The organism is Nitrososphaera sp. (assembly GCF_013388945.1).
Classification (GTDB): Archaea; Thermoproteota; Nitrososphaeria; order Nitrososphaerales; family Nitrososphaeraceae; genus Nitrososphaera.
Genome location: NZ_JACAEH010000023.1, coordinates 1 through 21,915, shown reverse-complemented (window position 1 = coordinate 21,915; position 21,915 = coordinate 1). Strand labels below are relative to the sequence as shown.

Annotated in this window: 29 protein-coding genes; 25 read left to right on the top strand and 4 right to left on the bottom strand. The window is 53.2% G+C overall.

Annotated features, from left to right (window positions below; translation table 11 throughout):
* Positions 1 to 158 precede the first annotated feature (158 nt).
* Both HXY31_RS11025 and HXY31_RS11020 read right to left on the bottom strand, forming a co-directional pair.
* Positions 159 to 2,405 (bottom strand): hypothetical protein, encoded by a 2,247-nt coding sequence (locus tag HXY31_RS11025; RefSeq protein WP_292642960.1) that lies wholly within the window; start codon positions 2,403 to 2,405, stop codon positions 159 to 161.
* Positions 2,406 to 2,510: 105 nt separating this feature from the next.
* Positions 2,511 to 3,329, bottom strand: coding sequence for a DUF72 domain-containing protein (locus tag HXY31_RS11020; protein ID WP_292642959.1), 819 nt, complete (start codon positions 3,327 to 3,329; stop codon positions 2,511 to 2,513).
* A 415-nt stretch (positions 3,330 to 3,744) separates the two neighbouring features.
* Between HXY31_RS11020 and HXY31_RS11015 the strand changes: the two genes are divergently transcribed.
* A complete protein-coding gene (locus HXY31_RS11015) occupies positions 3,745 to 3,957 on the top strand; it encodes a DUF2283 domain-containing protein (RefSeq protein ID WP_292643031.1) in 213 nt (70 codons plus the stop codon).
* A gap of 83 nt (positions 3,958 to 4,040) precedes the next feature.
* On the opposite strand, the gene HXY31_RS11010 is transcribed toward HXY31_RS11015, so the two are convergent.
* Entirely contained in the window at positions 4,041 to 4,400 is a 360-nt protein-coding gene (locus HXY31_RS11010; RefSeq protein ID WP_292642957.1) for a hypothetical protein, read from the bottom strand.
* 147 nt (positions 4,401 to 4,547) lie between these two features.
* Here HXY31_RS11010 and HXY31_RS11005 point away from each other — a divergent pair, with 147 nt between their 5' ends.
* From HXY31_RS11005 to HXY31_RS10930, 16 genes are all read left to right on the top strand, one after another.
* Positions 4,548 to 5,402, top strand: coding sequence for a hypothetical protein (locus tag HXY31_RS11005; protein ID WP_292642956.1), 855 nt, complete (start codon positions 4,548 to 4,550; stop codon positions 5,400 to 5,402).
* A gap of 43 nt (positions 5,403 to 5,445) precedes the next feature.
* The gene (locus tag HXY31_RS11000) at positions 5,446 to 5,877 is read left to right on the top strand and encodes a hypothetical protein (protein WP_292642954.1); all 432 of its coding nucleotides are present in this window, start codon (positions 5,446 to 5,448) and stop codon (positions 5,875 to 5,877) included.
* Positions 5,813 to 7,210, top strand: coding sequence for a hypothetical protein (locus HXY31_RS10995; protein WP_292642952.1), 1,398 nt, complete (start codon positions 5,813 to 5,815; stop codon positions 7,208 to 7,210). Before HXY31_RS11000 ends, HXY31_RS10995 begins: the two co-directional genes overlap by 65 nt.
* Positions 7,211 to 7,905: 695 nt before the next feature.
* A complete protein-coding gene (locus tag HXY31_RS10990; protein WP_292642950.1) occupies positions 7,906 to 8,121 on the top strand; it encodes a hypothetical protein in 216 nt (71 codons plus the stop codon).
* A gap of 36 nt (positions 8,122 to 8,157) precedes the next feature.
* Positions 8,158 to 8,493, top strand: coding sequence for a hypothetical protein (locus HXY31_RS10985; protein ID WP_292642949.1), 336 nt, complete (start codon positions 8,158 to 8,160; stop codon positions 8,491 to 8,493).
* A gap of 32 nt (positions 8,494 to 8,525) precedes the next feature.
* Positions 8,526 to 10,205 carry a hypothetical protein gene (locus HXY31_RS10980; protein ID WP_292642947.1) on the top strand — a complete coding sequence of 560 codons (1,680 nt, stop codon included), beginning with the start codon at positions 8,526 to 8,528 and terminating at the stop codon, positions 10,203 to 10,205.
* Positions 10,206 to 10,423: 218 nt separating this feature from the next.
* Positions 10,424 to 10,612 carry a hypothetical protein gene (locus HXY31_RS10975; protein ID WP_292642945.1) on the top strand — a complete coding sequence of 63 codons (189 nt, stop codon included), beginning with the start codon at positions 10,424 to 10,426 and terminating at the stop codon, positions 10,610 to 10,612.
* Positions 10,613 to 10,692: 80 nt separating this feature from the next.
* Entirely contained in the window at positions 10,693 to 10,830 is a 138-nt protein-coding gene (locus tag HXY31_RS10970) for a hypothetical protein (RefSeq protein WP_292642943.1), read from the top strand.
* Positions 10,831 to 11,162: 332 nt separating this feature from the next.
* Positions 11,163 to 11,582, top strand: a complete 420-nt coding sequence (locus tag HXY31_RS10965) for a hypothetical protein (protein WP_292642941.1) — start codon at positions 11,163 to 11,165, stop codon at positions 11,580 to 11,582.
* A 63-nt stretch (positions 11,583 to 11,645) separates the two neighbouring features.
* The gene (locus tag HXY31_RS10960; protein ID WP_292642939.1) at positions 11,646 to 13,367 is read left to right on the top strand and encodes a hypothetical protein; all 1,722 of its coding nucleotides are present in this window, start codon (positions 11,646 to 11,648) and stop codon (positions 13,365 to 13,367) included.
* Positions 13,368 to 13,377: 10 nt separating this feature from the next.
* Complete coding sequence (locus tag HXY31_RS10955; RefSeq protein WP_292642938.1) at positions 13,378 to 13,503, top strand: hypothetical protein; 126 nt, start codon at positions 13,378 to 13,380, stop codon at positions 13,501 to 13,503.
* A gap of 32 nt (positions 13,504 to 13,535) precedes the next feature.
* On the top strand, positions 13,536 to 13,895 hold the full coding sequence (locus HXY31_RS10950) for a hypothetical protein (RefSeq protein ID WP_292642936.1): 360 nt from the start codon (positions 13,536 to 13,538) through the stop codon (positions 13,893 to 13,895).
* Positions 13,888 to 14,184, top strand: a complete 297-nt coding sequence (locus tag HXY31_RS10945; protein WP_292642935.1) for a hypothetical protein — start codon at positions 13,888 to 13,890, stop codon at positions 14,182 to 14,184. Before HXY31_RS10950 ends, HXY31_RS10945 begins: the two co-directional genes overlap by 8 nt.
* Positions 14,185 to 14,216: 32 nt before the next feature.
* Positions 14,217 to 14,426 carry a hypothetical protein gene (locus tag HXY31_RS10940; protein WP_292642933.1) on the top strand — a complete coding sequence of 70 codons (210 nt, stop codon included), beginning with the start codon at positions 14,217 to 14,219 and terminating at the stop codon, positions 14,424 to 14,426.
* 33 nt (positions 14,427 to 14,459) lie between these two features.
* Positions 14,460 to 14,939: a hypothetical protein gene (locus tag HXY31_RS10935; protein WP_292642931.1), complete on the top strand. Its 480-nt coding sequence runs from the start codon at positions 14,460 to 14,462 to the stop codon at positions 14,937 to 14,939.
* Positions 14,940 to 15,422, top strand: a complete 483-nt coding sequence (locus HXY31_RS10930; RefSeq protein WP_292642929.1) for a Fic family protein — start codon at positions 14,940 to 14,942, stop codon at positions 15,420 to 15,422.
* Here the strand turns inward: HXY31_RS10930 and HXY31_RS10925 are convergent.
* Positions 15,403 to 15,525: a hypothetical protein gene (locus HXY31_RS10925; protein ID WP_292642927.1), complete on the bottom strand. Its 123-nt coding sequence runs from the start codon at positions 15,523 to 15,525 to the stop codon at positions 15,403 to 15,405. The two genes, HXY31_RS10930 and HXY31_RS10925, sit on opposite strands and share 20 nt — an antisense overlap.
* 118 nt (positions 15,526 to 15,643) lie before the next feature.
* Here HXY31_RS10925 and HXY31_RS10920 point away from each other — a divergent pair, with 118 nt between their 5' ends.
* From HXY31_RS10920 to HXY31_RS10885, 8 genes are all read left to right on the top strand, one after another.
* Entirely contained in the window at positions 15,644 to 16,522 is an 879-nt protein-coding gene (locus HXY31_RS10920; RefSeq protein ID WP_292642925.1) for a phage tail tube protein, read from the top strand.
* Positions 16,522 to 16,878 carry a hypothetical protein gene (locus HXY31_RS10915; RefSeq protein WP_292642924.1) on the top strand — a complete coding sequence of 119 codons (357 nt, stop codon included), beginning with the start codon at positions 16,522 to 16,524 and terminating at the stop codon, positions 16,876 to 16,878. Before HXY31_RS10920 ends, HXY31_RS10915 begins: the two co-directional genes overlap by 1 nt.
* A gap of 32 nt (positions 16,879 to 16,910) precedes the next feature.
* Positions 16,911 to 17,096, top strand: a complete 186-nt coding sequence (locus HXY31_RS10910; RefSeq protein ID WP_292642922.1) for a hypothetical protein — start codon at positions 16,911 to 16,913, stop codon at positions 17,094 to 17,096.
* Positions 17,097 to 17,167: 71 nt separating this feature from the next.
* Positions 17,168 to 17,794 carry a hypothetical protein gene (locus HXY31_RS10905; RefSeq protein ID WP_292642920.1) on the top strand — a complete coding sequence of 209 codons (627 nt, stop codon included), beginning with the start codon at positions 17,168 to 17,170 and terminating at the stop codon, positions 17,792 to 17,794.
* A complete protein-coding gene (locus tag HXY31_RS10900) occupies positions 17,784 to 17,987 on the top strand; it encodes a hypothetical protein (protein ID WP_292642918.1) in 204 nt (67 codons plus the stop codon). The genes HXY31_RS10905 and HXY31_RS10900 overlap by 11 nt, the downstream gene beginning before the upstream one ends.
* A 38-nt stretch (positions 17,988 to 18,025) precedes the next feature.
* Positions 18,026 to 18,406: a hypothetical protein gene (locus HXY31_RS10895; protein ID WP_292642916.1), complete on the top strand. Its 381-nt coding sequence runs from the start codon at positions 18,026 to 18,028 to the stop codon at positions 18,404 to 18,406.
* A 34-nt stretch (positions 18,407 to 18,440) separates the two neighbouring features.
* Positions 18,441 to 20,204 carry a hypothetical protein gene (locus tag HXY31_RS10890; RefSeq protein WP_292642915.1) on the top strand — a complete coding sequence of 588 codons (1,764 nt, stop codon included), beginning with the start codon at positions 18,441 to 18,443 and terminating at the stop codon, positions 20,202 to 20,204.
* Positions 20,201 to 21,799, top strand: a complete 1,599-nt coding sequence (locus HXY31_RS10885; protein ID WP_292642913.1) for a hypothetical protein — start codon at positions 20,201 to 20,203, stop codon at positions 21,797 to 21,799. Before HXY31_RS10890 ends, HXY31_RS10885 begins: the two co-directional genes overlap by 4 nt.
* Positions 21,800 to 21,915: the final 116 nt, after the last annotated feature.

The window sequence follows — 21,915 nt, the reverse complement described above, 5'->3', positions numbered from 1 at the left end:
CGTCGCGACTGCTATCGCAGCGATTTGCGTCATGCCTAGTTTTGGCATAGCGCCGGGTGAGAAATGCAGTATATCTTCCCTCGCTAGTCTGGCTACCTAGGAAATCAATGTAAAAAAGATACTCACTCCTGCCGTCTGGAGAAAAAAAGAGGAAAGAGCTACTTCAGTAGCTCTATCTTCTCCACCACTTTCGGGATAGAGGCAAGGTCGAGGCAGGGCACCTTCTCAAGCGCCACTGCAGCCGTGTCTGCTGCCCTGTAGGCCGTGATTATGCCAAAGCCGTTCGTGTGCTTGGGCTCCACCCGCAGCTCTATCGCAAACGAGCACTTCTGGTGCGTTCCAAGCATGGTTCCAAACGTTGCCGAGTTGGACTGCTTGGCGTTTGACGAGTCAAGTGGGCTTGGGACCGGCGGGATTCCTGCCGGCGCGTTGGTGGTTCCGGTCTCAAGGTCGACGTTGGGGCCGCTGAGCCCGCGGTGGTACCACAGCCTGTAGCCTGCCATAAAGTTCCTGGCGTGGAAGGCATAGAACCCGACGGAGAAGTTGTCGTTTTCGCAGCCCTGTATGAACTGGCACTCTTCAGTCGACGGCACGCCGTTCTTGCGCAGATCCACGATGTCGCCGTAACAGGCGATGTTGTCTGCGTGGAACATGTGCACGAGGGCGGCGTAGTTGACCGCGTCAGTCACGGCTTCAGTGGACCAGCGCCTGAAGGTGAACGGCTTGTCGGTTCCAGAGCCCGCAGAACCCTGTGGCTTGAGCTTGTTGCCTGCCGCGTCGAACACCTCGACTGTTATGAGGTACTTGGCGTTGTCGCCCAGCGTCGTGTTCCACGACTGGTGGAACTGGAACCAGAGCCACCCGCCGTCTGGCGCGTCTGCCTCGTACGGGATGAGGTACAGGCCCGAGTTTGAGCCGACGACGTTTGGTCCCAGCGCGACAGCCTCCGTCTGGAGCTGCGAGCCGACCCACTTCCAGCGCCTCCACGCAACAGGGTTTGTCAGCGGCTGCGGAGTCCCTATCGGGTCGCCAAAAGAGTCTGCCTTTGCCAGGCTGACCCTGTAGTATTTTGCGCCAAGGCCCTTCATGCCCTCCGTGAATTTCAGCCTAAAGCTCAGGGTCTGCCCCCAGGGCTGGCCCGTGTAGTCGTGGTTCACAAGCCCGTCGCCCGGGTTTGCAGACGACAGCCCGAACTCGCTGTCCTGCAAGGGGCTGACAAGCTGCCAGCTCGGGATCGCGCCGATGTTTTCCAGCAGGACAAAGTTGCCGTCGCCCGGCACCTCGCTTCCCGGATCGCACGCAAGCCCCTTCCAGGTGCGCAGGTGCGCGTCGTCTGACGCCTTGAAGTAGTCGTTCGTGGTCGAGCCGTCGTAGATGTACACCCACTGGTTTTCCTGCCACTGCCTCACCTTGTAATAGTACGTTACCCTGCATCCGGCGCGAACAGGCGGGCGCCAGTAGCAGAAACTGAACTCGCCTGACTCGTTTACCGGGGTCTCGCCGACCTTCCTTGTGCTGCAGGTGCAGAATATCGGGTAGAGGTAGTAGTGGTCGTCGATGTACGCAAGCCTCTCAGACGGCTGGAGCGCGGACAGCGCGTAATAGTCCTCTGCGAGCTTTTCAGGCGGGTTGCCAAGAGGCACCGGCGCGTCCATCGCCCTTGCCATCTTCATAGCCCTTTCTATCTGCCTGAAAGGCACAGGATCCGGCCCCGGCCCTGGCAGCGGGATCGGTATCGGGCCTGGCTCGGGGAAGGGTCCTATGGGGCCGGGGTCCGGATCTGGGATGGGCGGAACGCGCTCGAGCCAGTCTTTCAGCCTGCCAAGAATGTCGTCGATGTCAAACGGCGGCCTCAGCCTGCAACAGCAGGTCTTTTCATAGACTTCGACGACCGCGTTGCAGATGGGGGCGCAAAAGCGCGGTATCTCAAGTGTTGGAAAAGGCCTGAAAGTGATATCAGATTTTGTCGTGATGATTGAAGACTCGACCTTCGGCGCGAATTTAGCGAGTGTCACGACCTTGAGCGGCCAGATTATCGGCCTGCACCTGTGCACGTCGCCGTGCACGCACACGATGGGCAGTATCCAGTCGCGCCACTTTGGCACGATTTCAATCACACCGGTGTTTGCCCACTCGGCCAGCTTTTCCTTCGGCCTGAAGGTGGAAAGCATCTCCTTTGTGACCTGCTTTTCTTCCATGTCAGGCCCAAAGCCGTACGTGCCCTCCTTGACATTTCTTGCAAGCTCTGCTAGGCTTATCCTGTTTCCTTCTATTACTTCGACCTTTCTTATGGCGCCCTTTTCGACGGCGTAAAGGGCGACCTTTGGCGTTTGCTCTGTTTCTGTCCTTCCTATGAACCTCAGCTCAAGAGTCTTGTCCTTTGCAGAAAAATTCGCGCGTTCCATGCCGCAACACTAAGTGTCATTAATTAAAGAATTAGCGAGGTCGTCTCTATGAAATGGTTATATTAGAATTCTTCACCATGATCGGAAGATAGTTGTCGATGTATCCTATGCGCGACCCTGATCAATATAATCGGTTATCTTTGCCGCCCGCTTTGCCCGCCTTCCGATGAGCCTCAGGACCTTTTCCTGCGGCTCTGTAATTGCATCCATAATCTGCAACAGCTGCAGGGCGTTGGCAGGCGCCTTTGAATTGTAATGGTTGTTAAAGTAAGCGTACGTTTCTGCCCTTGACGTTATTGCTTTCATCTTTTCCGCCCACGACGACAGCTCCTCTTCAGAATAGTTGTAGTCAAACCAGATCTTTTTGCCCCTGCCGTGCCACCTGACGTACGCGTGTTCTGCAGTGACGATGGGCTCTGCAAGGAACTCTATTGGCGAGTCTGTAATCGTGTTTGCGACCTTGTACCTTTTCAAAAGCGCCCACGCTTCTTTCCTGTTCCACGAATCGTGGCGGAACTCGGCTGCAAACTTGATGTCTGTCGGCAGAATTTCAAGGAACGACTCCAGATGTTCTACCTTGTCGTAGGTAAAAGCCGGCCCCAGCTGCACAAGCAAACACCCGAGCTTGCCTGCATCCTGCAGGGGCTTTATCACCTCAAGAAACGCAGCAAGCTCGTCGTCGGCGCCGACTAGGGCCTTGTCGTGGGTTATGGTCTTTGGAAGCTTTAGCGAAAATTTGAACGCCGGGCCGACAGCCTTCTCCCATCCCCTGACCATCGACTTGGTGGGCATCCTGTAAAATGACGAGTCTACTTCTACAGTGTCAAACACCTTGGCGTAAAACGGGAGCTTGGCTACCCTGTTGTTCGGGTAGAAAAGCCCCACCCATTCCTGGTAGCTCCAGCCACAGGTGCCTAGGAACATCTGCTGTCAGTTGCTGGCGCAAGGATATTTGCTTACTGCCTAGGCCTTTTCAGGTACATCTGGGGTCCAATTCATTTATGAGTTATAGAGCCAAGGTGGTTTTATTAACACCCTTCTTATCTTGCTAAGTACCTTGTCCAGCGATGAAATCAAAGTCATCTTTAGCTCTCATGCCCTGCATCGCTGTATTCAACGTGGTATAGACAAGGCGGATGTCGAAAAGGTCTGTAAATCGCCACTGCAGAGGGTGTTTGACCCCGAGCGAAAGAATTACAAATCAGTCGGGAAGATAGAGGATATATGCCAGCGAGGAGAAGCTTTCTCGTGGTCATACACACAAAAGAAGTTGACCGCGTCATTCATATAATATCTGCAATGCAAACAAGCCGAGGGGGATTATCAAAATTTGGCTTCAGTGACCTATGATCCAGAAGCAAAGGCTCTTTACATAGAACTAAAAGAAGGCAAGAAAGTTGCAAAGACCATTCCTGCAGGTAACGATCGATACTTTGATCTTGATGAAAAAGGTGAAGTGGTAGGCGTGGAAATTCTCTTTTCGCAAGATATGCCTCAGGAATTAATCAATGCAATACTTCAAACAAAACAACAGATAGAAGTCTTGAATTAGAGCACAGATCAAACTTTGATCCGTCCGTATTTTTCCTTTCCTTCTGTGGCAAGTCGATTCTGAACTGTCTATCAAATGGACGATTAACGTGGCTTGCGAAGGTACATCTTGGCTACTTCGGGGAGCGCAAACGCGTAGTGTATGTGGATGCAGTCCTTTGACTCACACAGCCCGCAGTACAGGACCCTGTCCTTGAGGAAGATATCGGCAGTCTTGCCTACCTTTGCGTCCCGTATGAACAGGATGTTGTCCTGGTAGCCCACCCTTGAGAGGTTCGGGGCGTAGGTCTGCAGGAACCTGTCACGCTCGATTGCCTCTGCCAGGACGGAATTGATGTACTCCTTCGTGTTCCACTTCAGCTTCCCCGCGTTTGCCTTCATCAGGTCGTAGGTCTGCTTGAAGATCTCTACCGTTATCACTTCCTTGCCTCCGCGCTTTACCAACTTGTGCAACCCCTGTGCATTATGTAACATGTTATGACATGCTAGTTTATATTGTTTGCCGTTGCTGATATCATGGGCAGCACGCCTTATCATGTGCTAACATGTTATAACATATTACTTTTAATACAAGAATGCTTCTTGCTGCCTATGTCGGCGGAAAAAATGGCTATGGAGGAGTACGAGTGGGCGCTGAGCCAGGCAAGGGTCGCTCACGGTGAGGTGAAAAAGTGGATAGTCTACGCCGGCGAGCAGCTCGAGATGGCCGGCTTTCCAAAGGACAAGATATCCGCAAAACTGAGAAACGACCTGCAGGATTTCTCTGCCGACTACATTTCGCAGATTTGTGGACCAATGGGGTGGACTGACAGGCGCTTTTCGCCGGAGGTTGAGCAAACTAAACCTGAAACTAGTTCCGCTTTTTCCGAGCGGCAGGACGGGGCAGCGGAGGAGCCGGACAGGGCAAGGTGCGAAAAGGAGAACCAGCCCTACATAGACCATCTGCAGAAAAAGATAGAATTTTTGCAGGAGGTGCAGAAAAAGCTCCGCGGCAGGCCGTTTCTGTCGCTCCTTGACAAGAAGCAGTATGACGAGTACATCCTGCTTGCAGACAGGGCCGAAAAGCTCGCCCGTGAAGCCTGGGATGCAAGGCAGACCATACCTGCCGCAACGCAGTTTTACCTGGCGCAGATAGTGGCTGTCTCGACGATAAAGCACGGCGCAAGCGAGTACGTCTCTAAGGTCAAGGAGCTCTTCAGCCTCACGAGCAAGCAGGTGACAAAGACGCTCAAGGGCGTGGTGCGGGACGTGCACTTTCTCTACGAGCCCACAAACAGGGCCGAGGCCCTCATGGACGGCTTTTACGGCAAGCCGTGCGAAAAGTGCGCCAGCTGGCGCGTGAAATGGGAAAACGGAATCTGCCACTGCTTCAAGTGCGACTCTGACTACCGGGCAAAGGCGGAGAGGCTGCCCCTTGCGCGGGACCGGGGCGAGTGGGAAAACTAGATCTTATTTTAGTCCTTATTTCTGATCCGAATCAATACTGCATGTGGTCGATGCAAACTCCGAGGACGAAACAAGAAAAGCTCTGCTTGAAATGCGCCGCTACTATGCAGCAGGCTACTCTGATAGCGAGATAATGCGTCACATGTCGCTATCTGAAGAAAAGTTCCGCCATTATCAGAGCCAAATCTACGCTCAGGATCAGGACGCATTAGAAAAGGCAGTCAGCGGACGGCTCGCTCATGAAATCATGACTTTAAAAGCGCGCCTTGAATCTGCCGTCAGGAATTGCCACGAAATAGCATCTCGCTATGATGTTCGTGTTAGAGAACGCTTGGAGGCCGAGCGGATGAAGATCGAAGCTTCAGTCAACATAGTAAGGCTCTTGCGAGATGGGCCGGAGGCTCTGAAGATTGGACATAACAGAGGAACTAAACAAACCGCTGATTCTCAGAAAGCAGCCGACAAAGACGGCTGACGCCAACGCGTCTTACTGGGCGGTATTTCGGGGCAAGCCCTTTTACTGCCAGGAATACGCCGCAAAATACTACAAGATAACTGAGGAGCAAGCCGAGAAATTCCAGCTATCAGAGTGCTGCTTCACGCACATCGTCGGATTGCCGCGCAAGAATGGCAGGCTGCATCCGTTGTACGACTATGAAGGGTGGATAGTGGAAGACGAGGAAAAACATAGACATAGGTACATACTCAAAGCAACCGGACTTGGCGTAACGGAGCTGAAGCTGCGCCGGTATGCGTGGAAGAGCCTGTCAAACAATCGATTTGCAAACGGTCACGGATGTATCGTCACCGGGCCCAGAATAGATCTTGCGATTGACATCATTAACAGAATAAAGGCTCTCTTCCCGGTCCCGTTTCCCACCAAGAATACAATTGTGAACCTAAACGGAGTGAAGATAGAGGCGTTTCCAAGCCACCATCTGGATGCAATGCGCGGCCTGAATCCTGTCTTTGTCTATAATGACGAGGCGGATTTCTTTCCTCCAAAGGAGCAGGAAAATGCACGTGCGCTGTCGGAGCGATACATACCAAAGTCAAATCCCGAGATAGACTTTGTGTCCACACCGAACCTGCCCGGCGGCCTCTGCGAAAGGCTCGACAAGGATCAGAGCGGGATCTACCACAAGCGCTACCTGCCGTACAAAGTTGGAGTGGGCAAGATCTACACCCGGCAAGAGATAGCAAAGGCGATGAAGTCGCCCGCGTTTGAGCGCGAGTACAACCTGCGCTACGGCTACGGCGTCGGCAACATCTTTCCATACAAGCTGGTCGACGCCTGCATCGAAGAATACGACCTTGCCATACAGGACAGCGCGGCAAGCGTGCTTGCCGTGGACCCTGCCTTTGGATCAAGCGACTTTGCCATTGTGGGCATGGAGCAGGCAAACGGCATTTTGTACGTCAAGGAGGCAAGCCAGTACGCGCGCCCGTCGCCGGCGGCCATGCTCGAGCTGGTGTCCGAGTTTGCCAAGAGATACGAGACCGTGCTGGTTGACTCGGCGCACCCTGGCCTCATACGAGATCTTGAGAGCAGGGGCCTGAGCGCGCAGCCGGTCAATTTCAGGACCGAGCTTTCAGACATGACGATAGTTGCGTCGCAGGCGGTGAAGGAGCGAAAGGTGAGGATTCACACGGCATTTACCGACCTGCAATATCAATTGAAGGCTGCTGTCTTTAACGACAGGGGGCACCCTGACAAGCGCAAGCTGTCATTCGACCTTGGCGACGCGTTCATGGCTGCGGTGCACCACTTCAGGAGCGGAAGCGAGCTCCACGTCGCAAGAATCTGAAAGTTCTCTTTTTCTGCTACGGCAAACTTTCCGCCTTGGAACACAGGTGCACCACTCTCGATGTCTCTAGGGTTGGCAATTGGCACACGCTGACATGCGCTTTCTGCGGCAGGGAAATTGCCAGCTCGCAGGATAGCCGCGTACTGGAAAAAGTTGCACCGCAAACAATCGCTTCTTCACTCGAATACTACTTGGAAAACCGGTTTGTTGCGGAGGAAGGTCCGTGTAATTGGGTTACTCTTGGCGACGGCCGGCGGATATGCCTTAACCCTAAGCACGGCTGGAGGCATAGGAATCCCTCATTCAAAAGTGTCGTCGACGGGTTCAACAGATTCAGGGCTGCACAACGGAGGTGAACTATACCTTTGATCCGAGAGCTGATAGGGGTTACGTTTTTGACGACGAGAAACAAAGAAAGCAATTTTACAAAAAATACGAGGATGGTAAAGTAGACCTTGTGCTAATCGGTGCAACGAATAATCTTGAAGATTTGAATAGAAAACGCAAAAAGCGTATAATGAATTAGACGCACAAAAGGAGACGTTATTCGTTGGCCGTTGGCTGGATGAAAGAAAAAGAGTTTTCACCGATATAGTTTTCATACGCTCTGGTCTATCGGATGTGCAAGTAGAAGACTTTTTAGATAAATATGACCAACAGTATGCCGTATCAATAACAAAAGATGGTGAGCTAAAATGGATAGCAAGAAAGTGACAGAAAAAATCTTCAAGAATACCTTTGCGCCCCATGTCAAGAACGACACTATGCCGGTAGGGGCAATAATCGCTCTATTGCGTGTTGGCGGATTGCGATACAACATCCTGCCTGAAGAGGTTAAAAAAGCCGTCTCAGAGGAAATGGATCGACGCGAGATGATATTGAAATCGGGCAAGAAAATCTCTGATCAATAGACAGTTCTCTTTTCTTTTCCATGCTACCTTCTTTCCATGTTAAAACTCGTGCTGACGCAAGGGTACGTTTTCAACACAGGCGACTACGGGCGCGCACACCAGTTCAAGATATTCGACGAGGGCGAGGCCGCGTTTGATGCAACCTCGTACAGCCTTCCGATAGTCAAGGTCTCTGACCCGGACGGAAATACCGTCATCTCGCCGCTCACAGGAGCCTGGACCGCGCAGAACCAGGGAGCAGGCACCTTTGCGTTCACGCGCGAAAACCACCTGGGCAGCGCCGGGCCGCACTACATCGAAGTCCAGCTCGAAAAATCCGGCACGGTAACAAGCACGGAGCGGAGAAGGATAACCGTCCTTGCAAGCCCATAGTTCTCTTTTGCCTTTCTGCGCCCTGACACTGTGTGAACCTTCGCTTCTGGAAAAAGCAAGAGATCTACGGCGTCACGCTCTCTGAACCCGGCACGAGCTCGCAGGTGTCAGGCGACTATTACCCGTACGTCAGGCCAGAGGTCGACTTTGCGACCTGCTACGACTACTACCGCACCATTGGCAAGGTCCAGAACGCCGTCGAGTCGTACGTCTCTGAAATTTTGTCGAGGGACTGGTACTTTGAGGGCGACAAGAATGCTGTGAGAGCGTGCGAGGAGTGGGAGGAGAGGTTCAACCTTTCTAGGCTAATCGAATACATAGTCAGGGACTGGCTTGTCTGCGGCAATTCCATTATCGGCGTATCTGACTGGCAGCCGGTGCAGATATCCTCCGTGGCCGGCCTGAAGCGGAGCCCCTACGGGCAGCCAGAGCAGTTTGTCCAGCTTGTAAACGGCAACGAAGTGCGCCTTGACGCATCAAGGTTCATCCACACGCAGTACATCGAGCTGAACAGGGAGGCGTGGGGCATCGGCATGTTCCACTCGCTGCTTTCGACTTTTGCGTACGGAAAGAAGCGCTCGCTTCCGCACCTTGAAATCTACAGGCGCCAGATCCAGCTCTTTTACAGGATTCTGGAACGCTACGGCTCGCCGGTCACCGTCTGGTTCTTTGAAAACGTCGCCAGGGCGGAATTTGACAGGCAGGTTGAAGAGCTGCGGGCACTGGAGCCGGGCGACCGGCGCATACTCTCAAAGAAGGTCGAGATTGCGACGGAGACTATCGACGGACGGGGCAACCTCATCAACGCCACGTCGCCGGTGATAAACCAGGAGATAGAGGCCGGTCTTCAAACTTCTGCAAACAGGCTGATAACGCAGCCGTCGGCGATGGCAGACGCCCGCATATCAGAGGAGAAGGACTCGGCGCGCCTCCTAGGGATAATGGAAAAGATACGCCGGATGATGAACGCGCTTGTAATACCGCGGATAACGTCGGGGAAGGCAGAGTTCAGGTGGGGCAAGCAGGACTCGTTCCAGTTCGACTTTGGGCAGCTCCTGCAGGCAAAGAGTGCGGGTCTTGTTTCTGCAGAAGAATGCAGGGCGATACTTGGATCGGTGGGATGGAAACTGGATGATCACTTATTCAACAATCAAACAAAGGAAGCATATCCAGCAGGAAAACCTGAGCAATCTTTCTATGATGTACAAGAATTCAATCCAAACCATGACCCAAACACTGGTAGATTTGCATCAGGTGGCGGATCGGGGAGCGGCCGTCGAAAATATAGAAATCCTTCACATGAGACTACCAAATTAAAATTTGATAATTATAAGGCAAGTGTCCCAAAGAGAAATGATACTTTCGATCCTGACACCGGCAAAGGATATGCTTTCAAACAAAGAAAAGCTAAAGAAGAATTCTATCAACAATACGGTGATGGCAAACGCGATATTGCGCTGATCTCTGCAACGAATAATCTCGGCGACCTAAATGAAAACACAGAGAAAGTCTGGAATGATCTAGACTCAAAAGGCGAAAAACTCTTCATAGGTAGGTGGAGAGACAAAACACATAACGAATTTACCGATGTTACATTCATGCGCCTTGGACTTTCAGATCAGGAGATCAGAGGTTTTTTAAAGAAGTACAACCACCAAGATGGTGCAGTAATAACTAAAGATGGAAAGTTAAGGTTGGTTCACAATGAATAAAGATACAATTACTTTCAAGAATACGTTCATTACTGATTGTGAGAATACCGAACTGACCGTTAGTGGGATAGTTACTGCTATGCGATTCGGATTCGTAGAATATGAAGATTTGCCGCCAGAAGTCCAGAACGCAGTTGATGAAGAAATAGAGAAAATGAAACGATCGAAAAGCAAATGACTGTGGAAACCTCCGCTTGACAAAATGGAGTGAATGATAAATGCCAACCAAATTATTCAAAAATACCTTTGCTCCTCACGTAGATAACGACGAATTGCCTGTTAGCGCAATAATCCTGGGTTTATCCTTAGGTGTCTTTCACTATGATGAATTACCGTCAGAGGTGCAAGATGCAGTGGACGAAGAAATGGCTAGGCGCGAAACTTTAGAAGATGACGAAACACAGTAACATGAAGTACGTCTATGATCATATTAAAAAACTAGAAGCACTTAGAATAGTTGAGGAACTATTTGGAGGAGGTATGTAGGATGTCTGATTCTTCTGATAATGAAAAAGGCTGGGTTGAATTGGCGTATGAAGATAGGATAAGGCACACTCCTAAAACTGGATACGATCTTGTTGGAGTTGATGATTTTGAAGAACCCGGAGAGCAACTCTGCCCATAGCTCATTTTGAAACATGGGAAGAAGCTATGGAAGGTCAGAAGAAACGCGGCGGCTACATATATCCTGGTGCAAAACGGCAAGATGATAAATAAGAATGGCAAATGCTGAAAAGATATTCCCAAATACGTTTTTCGTCTTCTATTCTTAAGTGCAGTCCACACCGACGATCTGCCTCCTGAGGTCTTGAAGGCAATAAGTGATGAAATGTTGCAGCGCACAGCAGATGAAGAAGAAACGGTGCCTAACAAAGAATGACACAAGAAAGACTTTCCAACATACATTTGATTCTAAGCTGTGTCTTTATTAGTTGCTGATCATTTAACATCAATTGTTTGTCGTTTGATGTGATAAGGTCCAAAGCTACCAATGAAGGGGTTGCAAGTAGAAGTGTGCTTGCGCAAATTAAAGCAAAACACAAACTAGGATGTGCTATCTGTGGTCTAAAGACTACCTATATCTCAATAAGAAAAAATGGTTTAGTGGTAAGCAGTCCTCTTCGTAGTTTTGGAGTAACAGTACCAGCTAAAAAAATCGCAGAATTTGAATTGCAAATTAAGAATAACGATCTAGTTAACTTGCACAAATTCCTAGTTGGGCAGAAATATGATGGGTTAGATTTCTATTGTCCGGATTGTGATAAGATCTATTGCGAAAATCATTACATCCTAAAGCCAGTTTGGGATTTTGCCGACTTTTATGATTATACTGAGGGCGAATGCCCTGACAAGCATAGAAGAATTCTTGATGATTAGAAGTCTTTCTGGTTACCTGTACAACAATTAGTTCTCTTTTCAAGATTCCTTTCAAACTGATCTGTGAAGCCGCAGATCAAACTTGAGTTTGTAATATCCGCAAAGGAAAACAAAAAACTGCAGGGAATATTAGCAATCCCGCGCATCTCCCGGAACGGCAACCTGTACCTGCCCGAAGAGCTCGCAAAGGCGCACGGCAAGACAGTCCCGGTGCTCTGGAACCATGAAGGGAGTCCAAAGAACGCCGGCGAGCCCGTAAACCAGTCAGACGTCATAGGCACCATGCGCCTTTCCTGGGACCCTGACCTCATGCAGCTGAACTACGAGGCCGAAGTCGAAAGGGAGCTGCCGGAAACGCCACTTCATACGTCGCTTGGCGCGTTCTTTGAGCGGGAGGACCACGTGTGCGGAAACGCACGCTGCTATTCGATACCCCGGGGCCTCAGGTTCGTCGAAGCCTCGCTAACGTCCACGCCCGGGATACCTGAAACGACGGTGAAAATAATCGAGAACTTTTCATGCAGGCAGTGCAGGGTTAGTTCTCTTACAAGCGGCGCATCCAACCAGTGTACCATGTCATCAAACGATAAAGAGTACATAACAGGCACGCAGTTCCAGGAAGGCATAAAGAGCATCGTCAACGCAATCGGCGAGCACTTCAAGAGCGCCCAGCAGGCGCAGCTTGAAAAGCTGGCCGAAGTCCTAGGTACAAAGCCCGCGCCGTCAAGCATGGTCGACGACTCGGCGAGAAGGGCAAGCAAGGAGTCGCACGACCGGGTGATAGAGTTCTTTCAGCGCGTCAAGGAAAACCCGAAAGATGCCGGCTTTCCTGCCGTTTCGTGGAACGTCGACAAGAACGAGTACCTGGAAAGGTGGGGCTACAGGGCAGGCGGGGCCAAGACCGAGGCTGTTACGATATCTGCCGGAGACATGGGGCAGTTCTTCTCAAAGCAGGTGCTAGTCGTGCCGGGAGGCAGGATGAAGACGCCTGTCAGGCAGTACTGCGCGTACGAGGAGATCCCGGCCGGAAACGACAGGGCGCACTTTTACACCATAGGCGCGTTTGACTTTGGCGCAATCACAGAGGGCACCGAGCCCACAAACGTGGCTCAGACGGTGAGCAAGAAAACTGCAACACCGTCGATTCGCGGCGCGGTCCAGCGCGTCGGCTACTCGCAGATAGAGAGCACGCCCTTTGCGCTTGTCGACGCGATAAATCAGGCGATGGTGATGGCAGCAATAGACGATGAGGCCACAGACCTGCTGTCGACTACGTACGACGCCGTGTCGCCGACAAACTGGGTCAGGGCCGACACGGGGGCTGCGATCACCTCAGACGACGTCGCAAGCCTTACGTTCAAGCGAGAGGGCCTTCTTGCAGCAAAGAGGCTGATAGCGCAGCAAGGCTACGACGTAAGCCCGGGCAACCTCGTTCTATTCATCCACCCCAAGGCGTACCAGGAACTGCTGCTGGACAGCAACCTGAACAACTTTTACCAGTACGCTAGGCCCGATGTGACTGCGACAGGCATGCTCGAGCAGCTGTATGGCATCGACATCGTGATTGCGGACCAGGTGAAGGCGCAGGACAACACGACAAACGACACGTACAGGAATGTGCTTGCGGTCAAGGGGGTCGCGTTTGGCATGGCCTCTGCAAGAAACGTTGCTATGGAGGCGCAGCGCAGGAACGAGGTCCAGCAAGTGATCGTATCTGGAACACATCGCGTCAAGTCAGTCGTCGTAGACGAAACTGCGAGCTGCAGAATATCGTCCGCGCAGTAAGGTGAGAAAGATGGCGGACCTCAAGGCCATTTTTGAGAAATATCTCCGGGAGGGCGAGTCGGGCAGGAGCAACACCAACGAGCTCTTGAAGACCATAGTCGACGAGATAGAGGCGCTCAAGTCAAAGCGCCGGTAATTCTCTTTTTCATTTTTTGCGGTACTTTTCCCATGACATATTACGAGATTGCGCGCCTGCGCGAGATAACCCTGGGATCGGCAACTGACACGTCGCAAGACACTCTGCTGAACGCCAAGGGCGCGCAGGCAGACTCGCAGATAGACGACGAGCTGTACATTGCCGCAAACAGGTACTCGAAACTGCAAAGCCTGCCTGCCCTGCCTCTTGCCGGCGACATACTGACGCAGTCTATAAGGGACGCCGCCACTGACAGGGCTGCGTCGCTTTTCTTCCTTGCAAGGCGCATGCCCGAGCTTGCAGCAAAATACATGGAGGCAAGCAAGCATGCAGTGCAGGCGTTCGTGCTGAGGCTTGGAAGCGAAGGGGAGATATTTAGCGGGAATGTCTGACATGGGCGCACTCGACCACATTGCGCGAGATGAGTTCCAAAATTTCAGGCAGGATGTGAGCGAGCACTTTGCGCGCTTGCACGAGTGCGACAGGCGCATCGAGGGCAAGATAGACCGGCTGGCGCAGACTCTGGGCCCTATAGCCGACGAGCACGCCAGGGAGGATGCAACCCGCAGGGAGGCAAGGCAGAAAAGGTGGGAGGTCAGGATGCTGGCGCTGGGGGCCGCGTTTGGAGCAGGCTTTAGCATCGTAGCTGCTGCGATCCTGTATCTTTTCAGCCTGAGCTAGTTCTTTTTTCCGTTTCCGCCAAAGACATCGCAATGAGCGATCCATCCGTCGAAAAAGTCAGCCTGAACGCAAAGCAGATAATCCTAGCCATCATCGTTTCTGCCGGCGCCATAACAGCGCTTGTGTCCGCCGGCGCGCTTTTGACAAACAACGCAGAAATCGCAGAAAAGGCGAGCATAGCGTTTGTGAGCGGCATAGTCGGCTTTGGGGCCGGCATCGTGACCGCGCTCTGGGGCCGCTAAGTTCTCTTTTCTTTCTTTTTTCTTTTCAAAACCATGTCTGAAACTTGGAAGGTTGCCGGGCAGTCCTCCGACCTCACAAAGACTATAGAAACGCTTGTCAAGGAAAAGCTAGAGTCGCAGTGGGCCGAGACGGACCCCGCCGCAGCCGACGTCGAGTTTGGCACCGGCTGGGGCGCGGGGATAATGAAAAATTATGCGGTGCACTGCCTGCACGTCCTCACAACTTCGAGGCCTGCAGTCACTGGCTGGTCCAAGTACGCATACGAGACGCTTGTCGACGTGCACGTCTTTGTAAAAAGAGTCACCTTGGCAGAGCCGGACCAGCTGCGCAGGATGAAGCAGCACGTCGACAAGATAATCGCCCAGAACAGGACGTCGCTTGGGCAGGGCGTGTTGCTTGTGCGCCTCGAGCAGTGGACGACTGCGCACGACCCTGCCGACATCACCGATACGTCGTTCTGGCACCTGGTGGGCCAGCACAGGGTAATCTACTACAAGGTAGATACGTCATAGATGCTTCTTTCAAGGTACAAGACTGGATCTGAAAAGCCTATTAGGTGGCAAATGTGGTGGGCAGTCATAGGCAAGGAATCATTCAGCAAGGAAGACATCGACGCGCTGATAGAATTCAACCGGCGACTGATGGCTAGGCGCGGGCATAATTTTGATGTGAATCGTGGTGAACTTGACTCCATTTTCAAACAGCTTGGGAAGTTCAGGAGTATAACTGATCATCGTACAAGAATAATCAATATGGCGGCATGGATACTTTACGGAATCGCCGAGTCGAGACCTTTCTTCGATGGAAACAAAACATCGGCATCCGCAACGTGCATAAGATTTCTGAACTGGAACGGGTACGATCTGCTTATCGAGTTACTGGACATAAAGCGGGAGATGCACAGGCTGCTGACAGGGGTACAGCGTCATTACAAGGACTTTGACGATGTGAGAGAATTTCTAAAACGTTCGGTTATCACTTTTCGATCTCGTTAATGTCCTCAAGTTGAAGCGCGCGGAAAAAGTCGGGCGCCCTATCCATGACGGCAAACAGCTCCTCCGCCGTCAGATGCGTTTCAGTCTTTCCCTGAACCGTCATAATTCAGGAAACGTCAAGATTCTATTTAAACATACGGCGCAACTGGTTTACCGCCGCCACTCATCCATATAGTCTCCGGCGACTAGTTCTCTTAGCATGACTACTGTGCACTTGAGCCATGTCCTACGCTCCCACCGGAACATGGAATGTGCTGAAGAAGCTGCAGTTTATTGAAGAGGCGACTTTTGGCCAGACTCCCTCGTCTCCTGCCTTTACGATAGCAGGCCACAACGTGATGCTGCGCGAGACCACAGAGGTCTCGTCGCAGAAATACCGCGAATCAGGCTCGAGGGATCTGTACCAGATGCTCAAGACAGGCGAGCTCTACTCGTTTGAGCTGCGCTACCAGCCGGTCAACACGGCGCTTGTGCGCTACGGCACCGAGCTTCCCTCAGGCGCAGGCACAATAGAAAAGTCGCTTTCGTTTGCCTACACACAGCTCGTAAATGATGCGGAGACCTGGTACCGCTTCCTGGGCGCAAGGACCGACCAGATTGAGATCGAGATAACAGAGGCCGCGGTGCAGGTCTCGCAGAACTTTCTGTGCAAGGACATCCCGGCCGCGGTGACTGCAGACCCGTTCACCACGCCCACCTACGCAGGCGCCGACTCGCTGGCGCCGTACACCGGCGCAAGCTCGGGCTCCAACCCACTTTCCATAAACAGCGTCAACTACGATACCCCGCGGTTCAAGGTGACTGTCAACTGGAATCTCGAGGTGATAAAGCCAAACGGCGAGACGCAGGCAAAGTTCATCCTTCCTACAAACCGCGACATCTCAGTCGAGTTTGACACCTGGGTGAAAAGCGACGTGCTGCGCTCAGACACAAAGTCGCTTACTGCCCGGTCTGCGACGTACACGATTGCGCCGTCACAGACGATAACGCTCATCGACCTCTACCTGACAAGGCACAGCAAGAGCAACGACGCCGGCAACAGCAAGCACCTGATGGAGACGCTTGCAGGGACCGCAAAGTCGGTGGCGGTGTCTGCCTGATGAGCGAGCAGGACGCCTGGCGCGCCTTTGTGGCAAAAATCTTGGCGCAAAACCGCGACAGGATAATGGAGCTGACACGAAAAGAGTCGTTTGAATTTGCCGGCGTGAAATACACCCGGCACAAGATAACTACGCAGCAGTTCCAGGAGCTTGAGGCGATGAGGGCGGAGCTTGAGGACATGCCGGCGGGCAAGAAGGTGGATGCTGCAAGAAGGGCCGCCGAGATATACAGAAGGATGGCGCAGTACTACCTGCACATGGACGAGCAGACGTTCTACAGCCTGCCGTGGGCCGAGGTGAAGGAAGTGCTTGACACGCTTGCCTGGGAAGAGGCCAACGGGCGCCCTTTGTCCTAGAGGACCTTGAAAAGCTGTTCTATTCCGGCGCCGTGAAGTGGCGAACAAGGGCGGCAAGGGAAGTTTACGACACATGGGTCTTGCTGAAGGCCGGGATAAAGCCCTGGGAAATAAACGGCGGGTTTGTGTACCATGTTGATCTTTTCTATATCAGGGAATGCCTGCGGCTAGAGTCTGCGCGTCAAGGTGTCGGGTCTGACTGGAAGAAGGTCGGATGAGCGTTAGTTCTTTTCTGGTTTTTTGACTCCAGTTTAAGTCGTTGCCAACCAAAGGGTCACGACATCTATGCTTGTATTTTGATCTATACAAGGTCGGCTTCTATCCTGCCGTCTCAAAGTGTATAGAGTGCGGCAAGGAGCACTCTGAAGATCAGATACGTGAAGCAATATTACGTGCAACCCGAGAATTCAATCCGTATCACGATCCAAAGACCGGTCGATTTGCGAGTGGTGGTTCTGGAAATGGCAGCAAAACAACAAATCAAAAACCGCCCTCATATCGCGTCGCCGCAGACAGCTTTGCAAAATTTGCCGCAACAACCGAGTTTGAAGAGTACACTTACCGTCCAAAGACAGGCAAAGGCTATGGTCTAAAAAGTGGAAAAGAGGTCGCCAAGGAGTTTCACAGGGATTTCTCGAATGGCAAAGATGATGATGTGACGGTAATAGCCGTTACAAACAACATCGGCGATTTAAATGACAAGACTGAAAGAGCATATGACCGCCTACTCCAAAGTAACGAAGAACCTCTACTAGGTGTCTGGAAATCTGATTCAGGCGATAGGTACACAGACGTTTCTAGCGTGAAAATAGGACTGGACATAGTAAAAGTAAAAAAGCTGTTGAGAGAAAATAATCAGGAAGCTGCGATGATCGTGACAAAAGAAGGCGAGGTAGATTTCATCTATGTCGACTAAATCCTTCAAAAACACCTTTGCACCACATGTACGTGCCAAGGAAATACGCATTAGCGGCATAATCCTGGGGTTACAGACAAGCGTCTTTTCCTACAAGGAATTGCCTGCAGAAGTTCAAAACGCAGTAGATGAAGAAATGGCAAGGCGCAAGGCAGCCAACGCTACCGGTAAAAAGAAGATGACAGATCACTGATACTAATTCTCTTTTTCATATCTCTATGAAATATTCTCGTGCCAGGGACGCTTGAATCCAAGGGAATCGCAGAAGCAGCAAGCCTTCTTGACGACCTTGCAAAGGCAATCGAAAGCGGAGAGATAGGGGGCGAGCAGTTCAAGACCATTATGGAAGCCGCGCTGCAGATTGCCATCAGCAGGACGCCTGTCAAGACAGGCAGGCTTGCATCGGGCAACAAGCTGAGGTTTGACGGCTGGAACTCTGCCACCCTCTACAACGACGTGCCTTACGCCGGCTTTGTCCACGAAGGCACCTCAAAGATGGCACCCCGGCCGTTCATCCGAGAAGCAACAGAGATGGTGCGCGCAAGGTTCCCGGACATGTACAGGCAGTCGGCCCAGGAGTTCATACGACAGCTGCACAGTAAACAGAGATAATTCCTTTTTTTCAAAAAATAGTAAGCATACGTCATTGAGCGAGTCTTCCAGCGCGCCTCTTACTTATGTCCTGCAGATAGTGGGCTCCGCGGACGCGATGCGTCAGCTGCGCGCAGTAAGCGACCAAATACGGCAGCTGGGCGACGAGTCGGCGCAGAGCTCTGCAAAAGTGGAAAGCACTTCGGTTTCAATAACGCAGCTTGCAACAGAGATAGGCACCTCTGCAAACCAGTTCAACAGCGCAATCAAGAGCGCTTCTGGTCTGTACTTCCAGTACGACGCGCTTGAAAAAGTCGAACTCAGGGTGGAAAAAGCCGAAAGAGGGCTCACCTCTGCCCGGGCCGGCCTATTGGGGGCGCAGAACGCTCTCAATGAGCTTGTCGGCAAGGGCATAGAATCGGGCCCGCAGTACGAGGAGGCGCAGCTGCGCGTGCAGGCGGCGCAGGACGCGCTGCGGATAAAGACCGAGGAGCTGGGCATGGCCCAGGAGAACCTGAGCGAGGCGCAGTTCAAGTTCGCGCTCTCTGTCATCCCGACGTCGATATCTGCTGTCAGCAGCTTTGCCGGCGGTGTCAAGACGCTGCAGGGCTCGATGCTTGTAGCCCGGCTTTCGTCAATAGACCTTTCGGGGGCGATATGGGGCACCAACACGAGCCTGCACGCAACCCCGATTGCAAGCGCCATGGCCGCGACCGGCGTCAGGGGGTTCGGGCTTGCGGTCAAGACAACGATGCTCTCCATAGGGCCGCTTGGCTGGGCGCTAATTGGCATAACAACCGCCCTGACGCTTGTGTCCACCAACGCGTTTGGCGTGCGCGACGCCATACATGCTATGGGAAAGGCGATAGGCGACGCTATCCCTGTCCTGCGGCCTTTCTTGGAGTGGCTTGGCGAGGCGTCCCGGGCGCTTTTCCCAGACGCAGGAGCAGAGGCAGAAAAGATGGGTGCCGGCGTGTCGTCAAGCATGGAAGGCATGGCAACAAGCACGCAGACGTCGACTTCAAGCCAGGGCGCGTCGCTTGAAGAGCTGAAGGCGCAGTTTACAAGCACAAAAGAGACTGGAAGCCAGGAATTCGACGCACTTGCCGACTCGCTCAACACCGAGATAAACAGGATGATATCCGACGTCAACAGGGCCAAGGCCGCGCTCGAAGACTTGCACAAAGCGTCAGGCACAAGCCCTAGCGTCAGCTACATCTCGCCTGCTGCACCCTCGCCAGCTGCGCAAACGGCCGCGCCTGAGACAGTCGCGCAGGACCTGCGCAAACAGATAGAGGCGCAGGAGGCGCTCGTGCGCCGGCTGGGAGCGGTTCCTGCAGGCCAGTCGCTAGAGCGCGTAGAAAGGCTGGTGAACGAGGGCAGGGTCGGCCAGCAGCTGGTAGACGAGTTTAGAAAACTCGAGGCGCTGAAAGCCCAGGCGGCGATAAAGCGCGACATACAGGAGACGCTTGCGGTAGGCGACACCTTGCAGCCGGCTGCAAACAGGACTACAGAAAGCCTCGGCGTGAGCGACACATTAAGCGCGACGGTCACGAGGGCGTCTGAGCGAAAAGAAGTGGCGTCGCCTATATCGGCCACGGTCACGTCGCCGGCCAGAGTCGGCATTTCAGAGAGCATCGGGATCTCAGACCAGCTCGCAGGCAGCAGGTCGGTTGACACCGTGCACATTGCCGACACGCTGAGCGCGTCCGTGACAAGGGCGCCTGCCAATGTTCCAAAGATAACCGTGCATGTCTACATCGGTGAGAGGGAAGTCGCGCGCACCATCAACCTGGAACTTGGTGACATGGCAGGATGACTCTGCCAGACTACATCCGGCCGAAAGTGGCTGTAAAAAAGTGGGACGGCACCGAGACGTTTTTCAGCTACGACTCTTTTGCGCCTCCAAGTTCCGGCCCGCGCCTTCTTGCACTTGAAGTCGAGGACCGGGAGATACAGCCGGGACTCTTCACGGTCCACATAGAGGACAGCGGCAGGTTGCTTGACGCAAGGGTCGGAAACGGCAACAAGGTCGTCATCCAGCTGGGGCACACGCAGGGGTCGCTTTCAAACTACATGGCCGGATTTGTCCGGCAGGTTGACGTGCTGCGAAGCGCCACCGGACTTTACGAAATAAAGCTGCACGGCTGGTCAAGCGTCGTGCGCCTGGAAGAGAGGATAGGCAACTTTTACCGGATTGCAGACAGGGCGCAAAACGGCGAGGACCCAGACCTGTCAGACGAGAAGATGAAGTGCTCCGAGGTGTTCAAGGACCTCTTTGAGGACAGCGACCACCTGCCTATTGGGCAGCCTGCCGAGGCGTTTTCGACTGCAGGAGTGCAGGACATACAAGAGCGCGTCGCATCGATAAAGGAGCCTTTTGTGGAGTGGAAGCAGGTAGCCGACAGGCTTGCAGAGGCGTCGGGGGCGATATACGGCATCGACGCCAACGACTCGGCGTTCATGCGCTACCCTACCCTTGCGCACAGCGGCGTGACTATTTCCGACGCCGGCGGCCAGCAGGACAACGTGGGGTATTTCGTCGGGCCGTGGAACTTTCGCGACTCGATAAAAAAGAGCGACGGGTTTGCAAACCGGCTCTACGGCCGGGGCGGAACGCAGCTGCACCTTGACGCCGACAGCTTTGCAGACAGCGCCGCAATAGAGTGCTACAGCGCAGACAGGGCAGCGCAGTTTGTGCCGTCTCTAATCCGGGTCAACACAATATCGCTCCTACTCTCAAGGGTCGGGACGCTTGCCCCGGACATACAGGGGCAGGTGGTGCTTGACGACGGGGGGCCGGAAGGCGACGTCGTGGGGACGTTTACTATATTCCGCAACCTGGTCGGCACGAGCGCGACTGCGGTAAACCGCATCAACGTCAACATCGCCGGCGGCGGGCGCATACAGGTGGACAAGAAGCACTGGATAGTTTTGAAAAGGCAGGGCGATTCGTCGAATTATTTCCGGTGGCACCACGACGGCGGCGCGTCTGGCGTCAACGCCTACAAGAATGAGAGCTGGACCGTGCAGGAGAACAGCTATTCTCTTGCGCACCGGACGTACTCGAGCAGCAGGGTTCTTGTAGAATGCTCAAGCCCCGTCTCGATAGGGAAGTACGGCGTGGTGGAAGCCGTGGTAGACGCGCCTTGGATAATAGAAAGACAAGCAATGGACCAATACCTGACTGGCATCCTGCAGTATTCGGCGCTCCAGCGCCGGCTCTATGACGTGAAGGAGGTGTGGGCGCCTGCCACGCTGTTAAAGGCAGGCACGCTTGTAAGGCTAAAGGACGGCAAGAGCGGCGTGGACGCAGACGCGGAGGTGCTTCTTGCGCGCTACAGGTTTTCTGCCGGCGAAAACGGGCTTGGGACAAGGAAGGCGGAGGTGCAGCTGCAGGCGTTTGTGGTGTGAAAGGTGCGGGGGGTGGGATTTGAACCCACGAATCCCTGAGGAATGAGGTGTCCCAGTCGGGTCGGACATCTGAGCTTCGCGCCGGATTATCCGGTCTCACGCCTTTGACCAGGCTG

What these genes read in the sequence shown, in the direction of transcription:
- HXY31_RS10885 (WP_292642913.1), top strand. Translation starts at nt 20,201, where the DNA reads ATGACTCTGCCAGACTACATCCGGCCGAAAGTGGCTGTAAAAAAGTGG.
- HXY31_RS11020 (WP_292642959.1), bottom strand. Translation starts at nt 3,329, where the DNA reads ATGTTCCTAGGCACCTGTGGCTGGAGCTACCAGGAATGGGTGGGGCTT.
- HXY31_RS11025 (WP_292642960.1), bottom strand. Translation starts at nt 2,405, where the DNA reads ATGGAACGCGCGAATTTTTCTGCAAAGGACAAGACTCTTGAGCTGAGG.
- HXY31_RS10915 (WP_292642924.1), top strand. Translation starts at nt 16,522, where the DNA reads ATGAGCGAGCAGGACGCCTGGCGCGCCTTTGTGGCAAAAATCTTGGCG.
- HXY31_RS10985 (WP_292642949.1), top strand. Translation starts at nt 8,158, where the DNA reads ATGTTAAAACTCGTGCTGACGCAAGGGTACGTTTTCAACACAGGCGAC.
- HXY31_RS10970 (WP_292642943.1), top strand. Translation starts at nt 10,693, where the DNA reads ATGTCTGATTCTTCTGATAATGAAAAAGGCTGGGTTGAATTGGCGTAT.
- HXY31_RS10950 (WP_292642936.1), top strand. Translation starts at nt 13,536, where the DNA reads ATGACATATTACGAGATTGCGCGCCTGCGCGAGATAACCCTGGGATCG.
- HXY31_RS10900 (WP_292642918.1), top strand. Translation starts at nt 17,784, where the DNA reads ATGTCGACTAAATCCTTCAAAAACACCTTTGCACCACATGTACGTGCC.
- HXY31_RS10935 (WP_292642931.1), top strand. Translation starts at nt 14,460, where the DNA reads ATGTCTGAAACTTGGAAGGTTGCCGGGCAGTCCTCCGACCTCACAAAG.
- HXY31_RS10945 (WP_292642935.1), top strand. Translation starts at nt 13,888, where the DNA reads ATGTCTGACATGGGCGCACTCGACCACATTGCGCGAGATGAGTTCCAA.
- HXY31_RS11005 (WP_292642956.1), top strand. Translation starts at nt 4,548, where the DNA reads ATGTCGGCGGAAAAAATGGCTATGGAGGAGTACGAGTGGGCGCTGAGC.
- HXY31_RS10990 (WP_292642950.1), top strand. Translation starts at nt 7,906, where the DNA reads ATGGATAGCAAGAAAGTGACAGAAAAAATCTTCAAGAATACCTTTGCG.
- HXY31_RS10920 (WP_292642925.1), top strand. Translation starts at nt 15,644, where the DNA reads ATGTCCTACGCTCCCACCGGAACATGGAATGTGCTGAAGAAGCTGCAG.
- HXY31_RS10930 (WP_292642929.1), top strand. Translation starts at nt 14,940, where the DNA reads ATGCTTCTTTCAAGGTACAAGACTGGATCTGAAAAGCCTATTAGGTGG.
- HXY31_RS10925 (WP_292642927.1), bottom strand. Translation starts at nt 15,525, where the DNA reads ATGACGGTTCAGGGAAAGACTGAAACGCATCTGACGGCGGAGGAGCTG.
- HXY31_RS10940 (WP_292642933.1), top strand. Translation starts at nt 14,217, where the DNA reads ATGAGCGATCCATCCGTCGAAAAAGTCAGCCTGAACGCAAAGCAGATA.
- HXY31_RS10955 (WP_292642938.1), top strand. Translation starts at nt 13,378, where the DNA reads ATGGCGGACCTCAAGGCCATTTTTGAGAAATATCTCCGGGAGGGCGAG.
- HXY31_RS10975 (WP_292642945.1), top strand. Translation starts at nt 10,424, where the DNA reads ATGCCAACCAAATTATTCAAAAATACCTTTGCTCCTCACGTAGATAAC.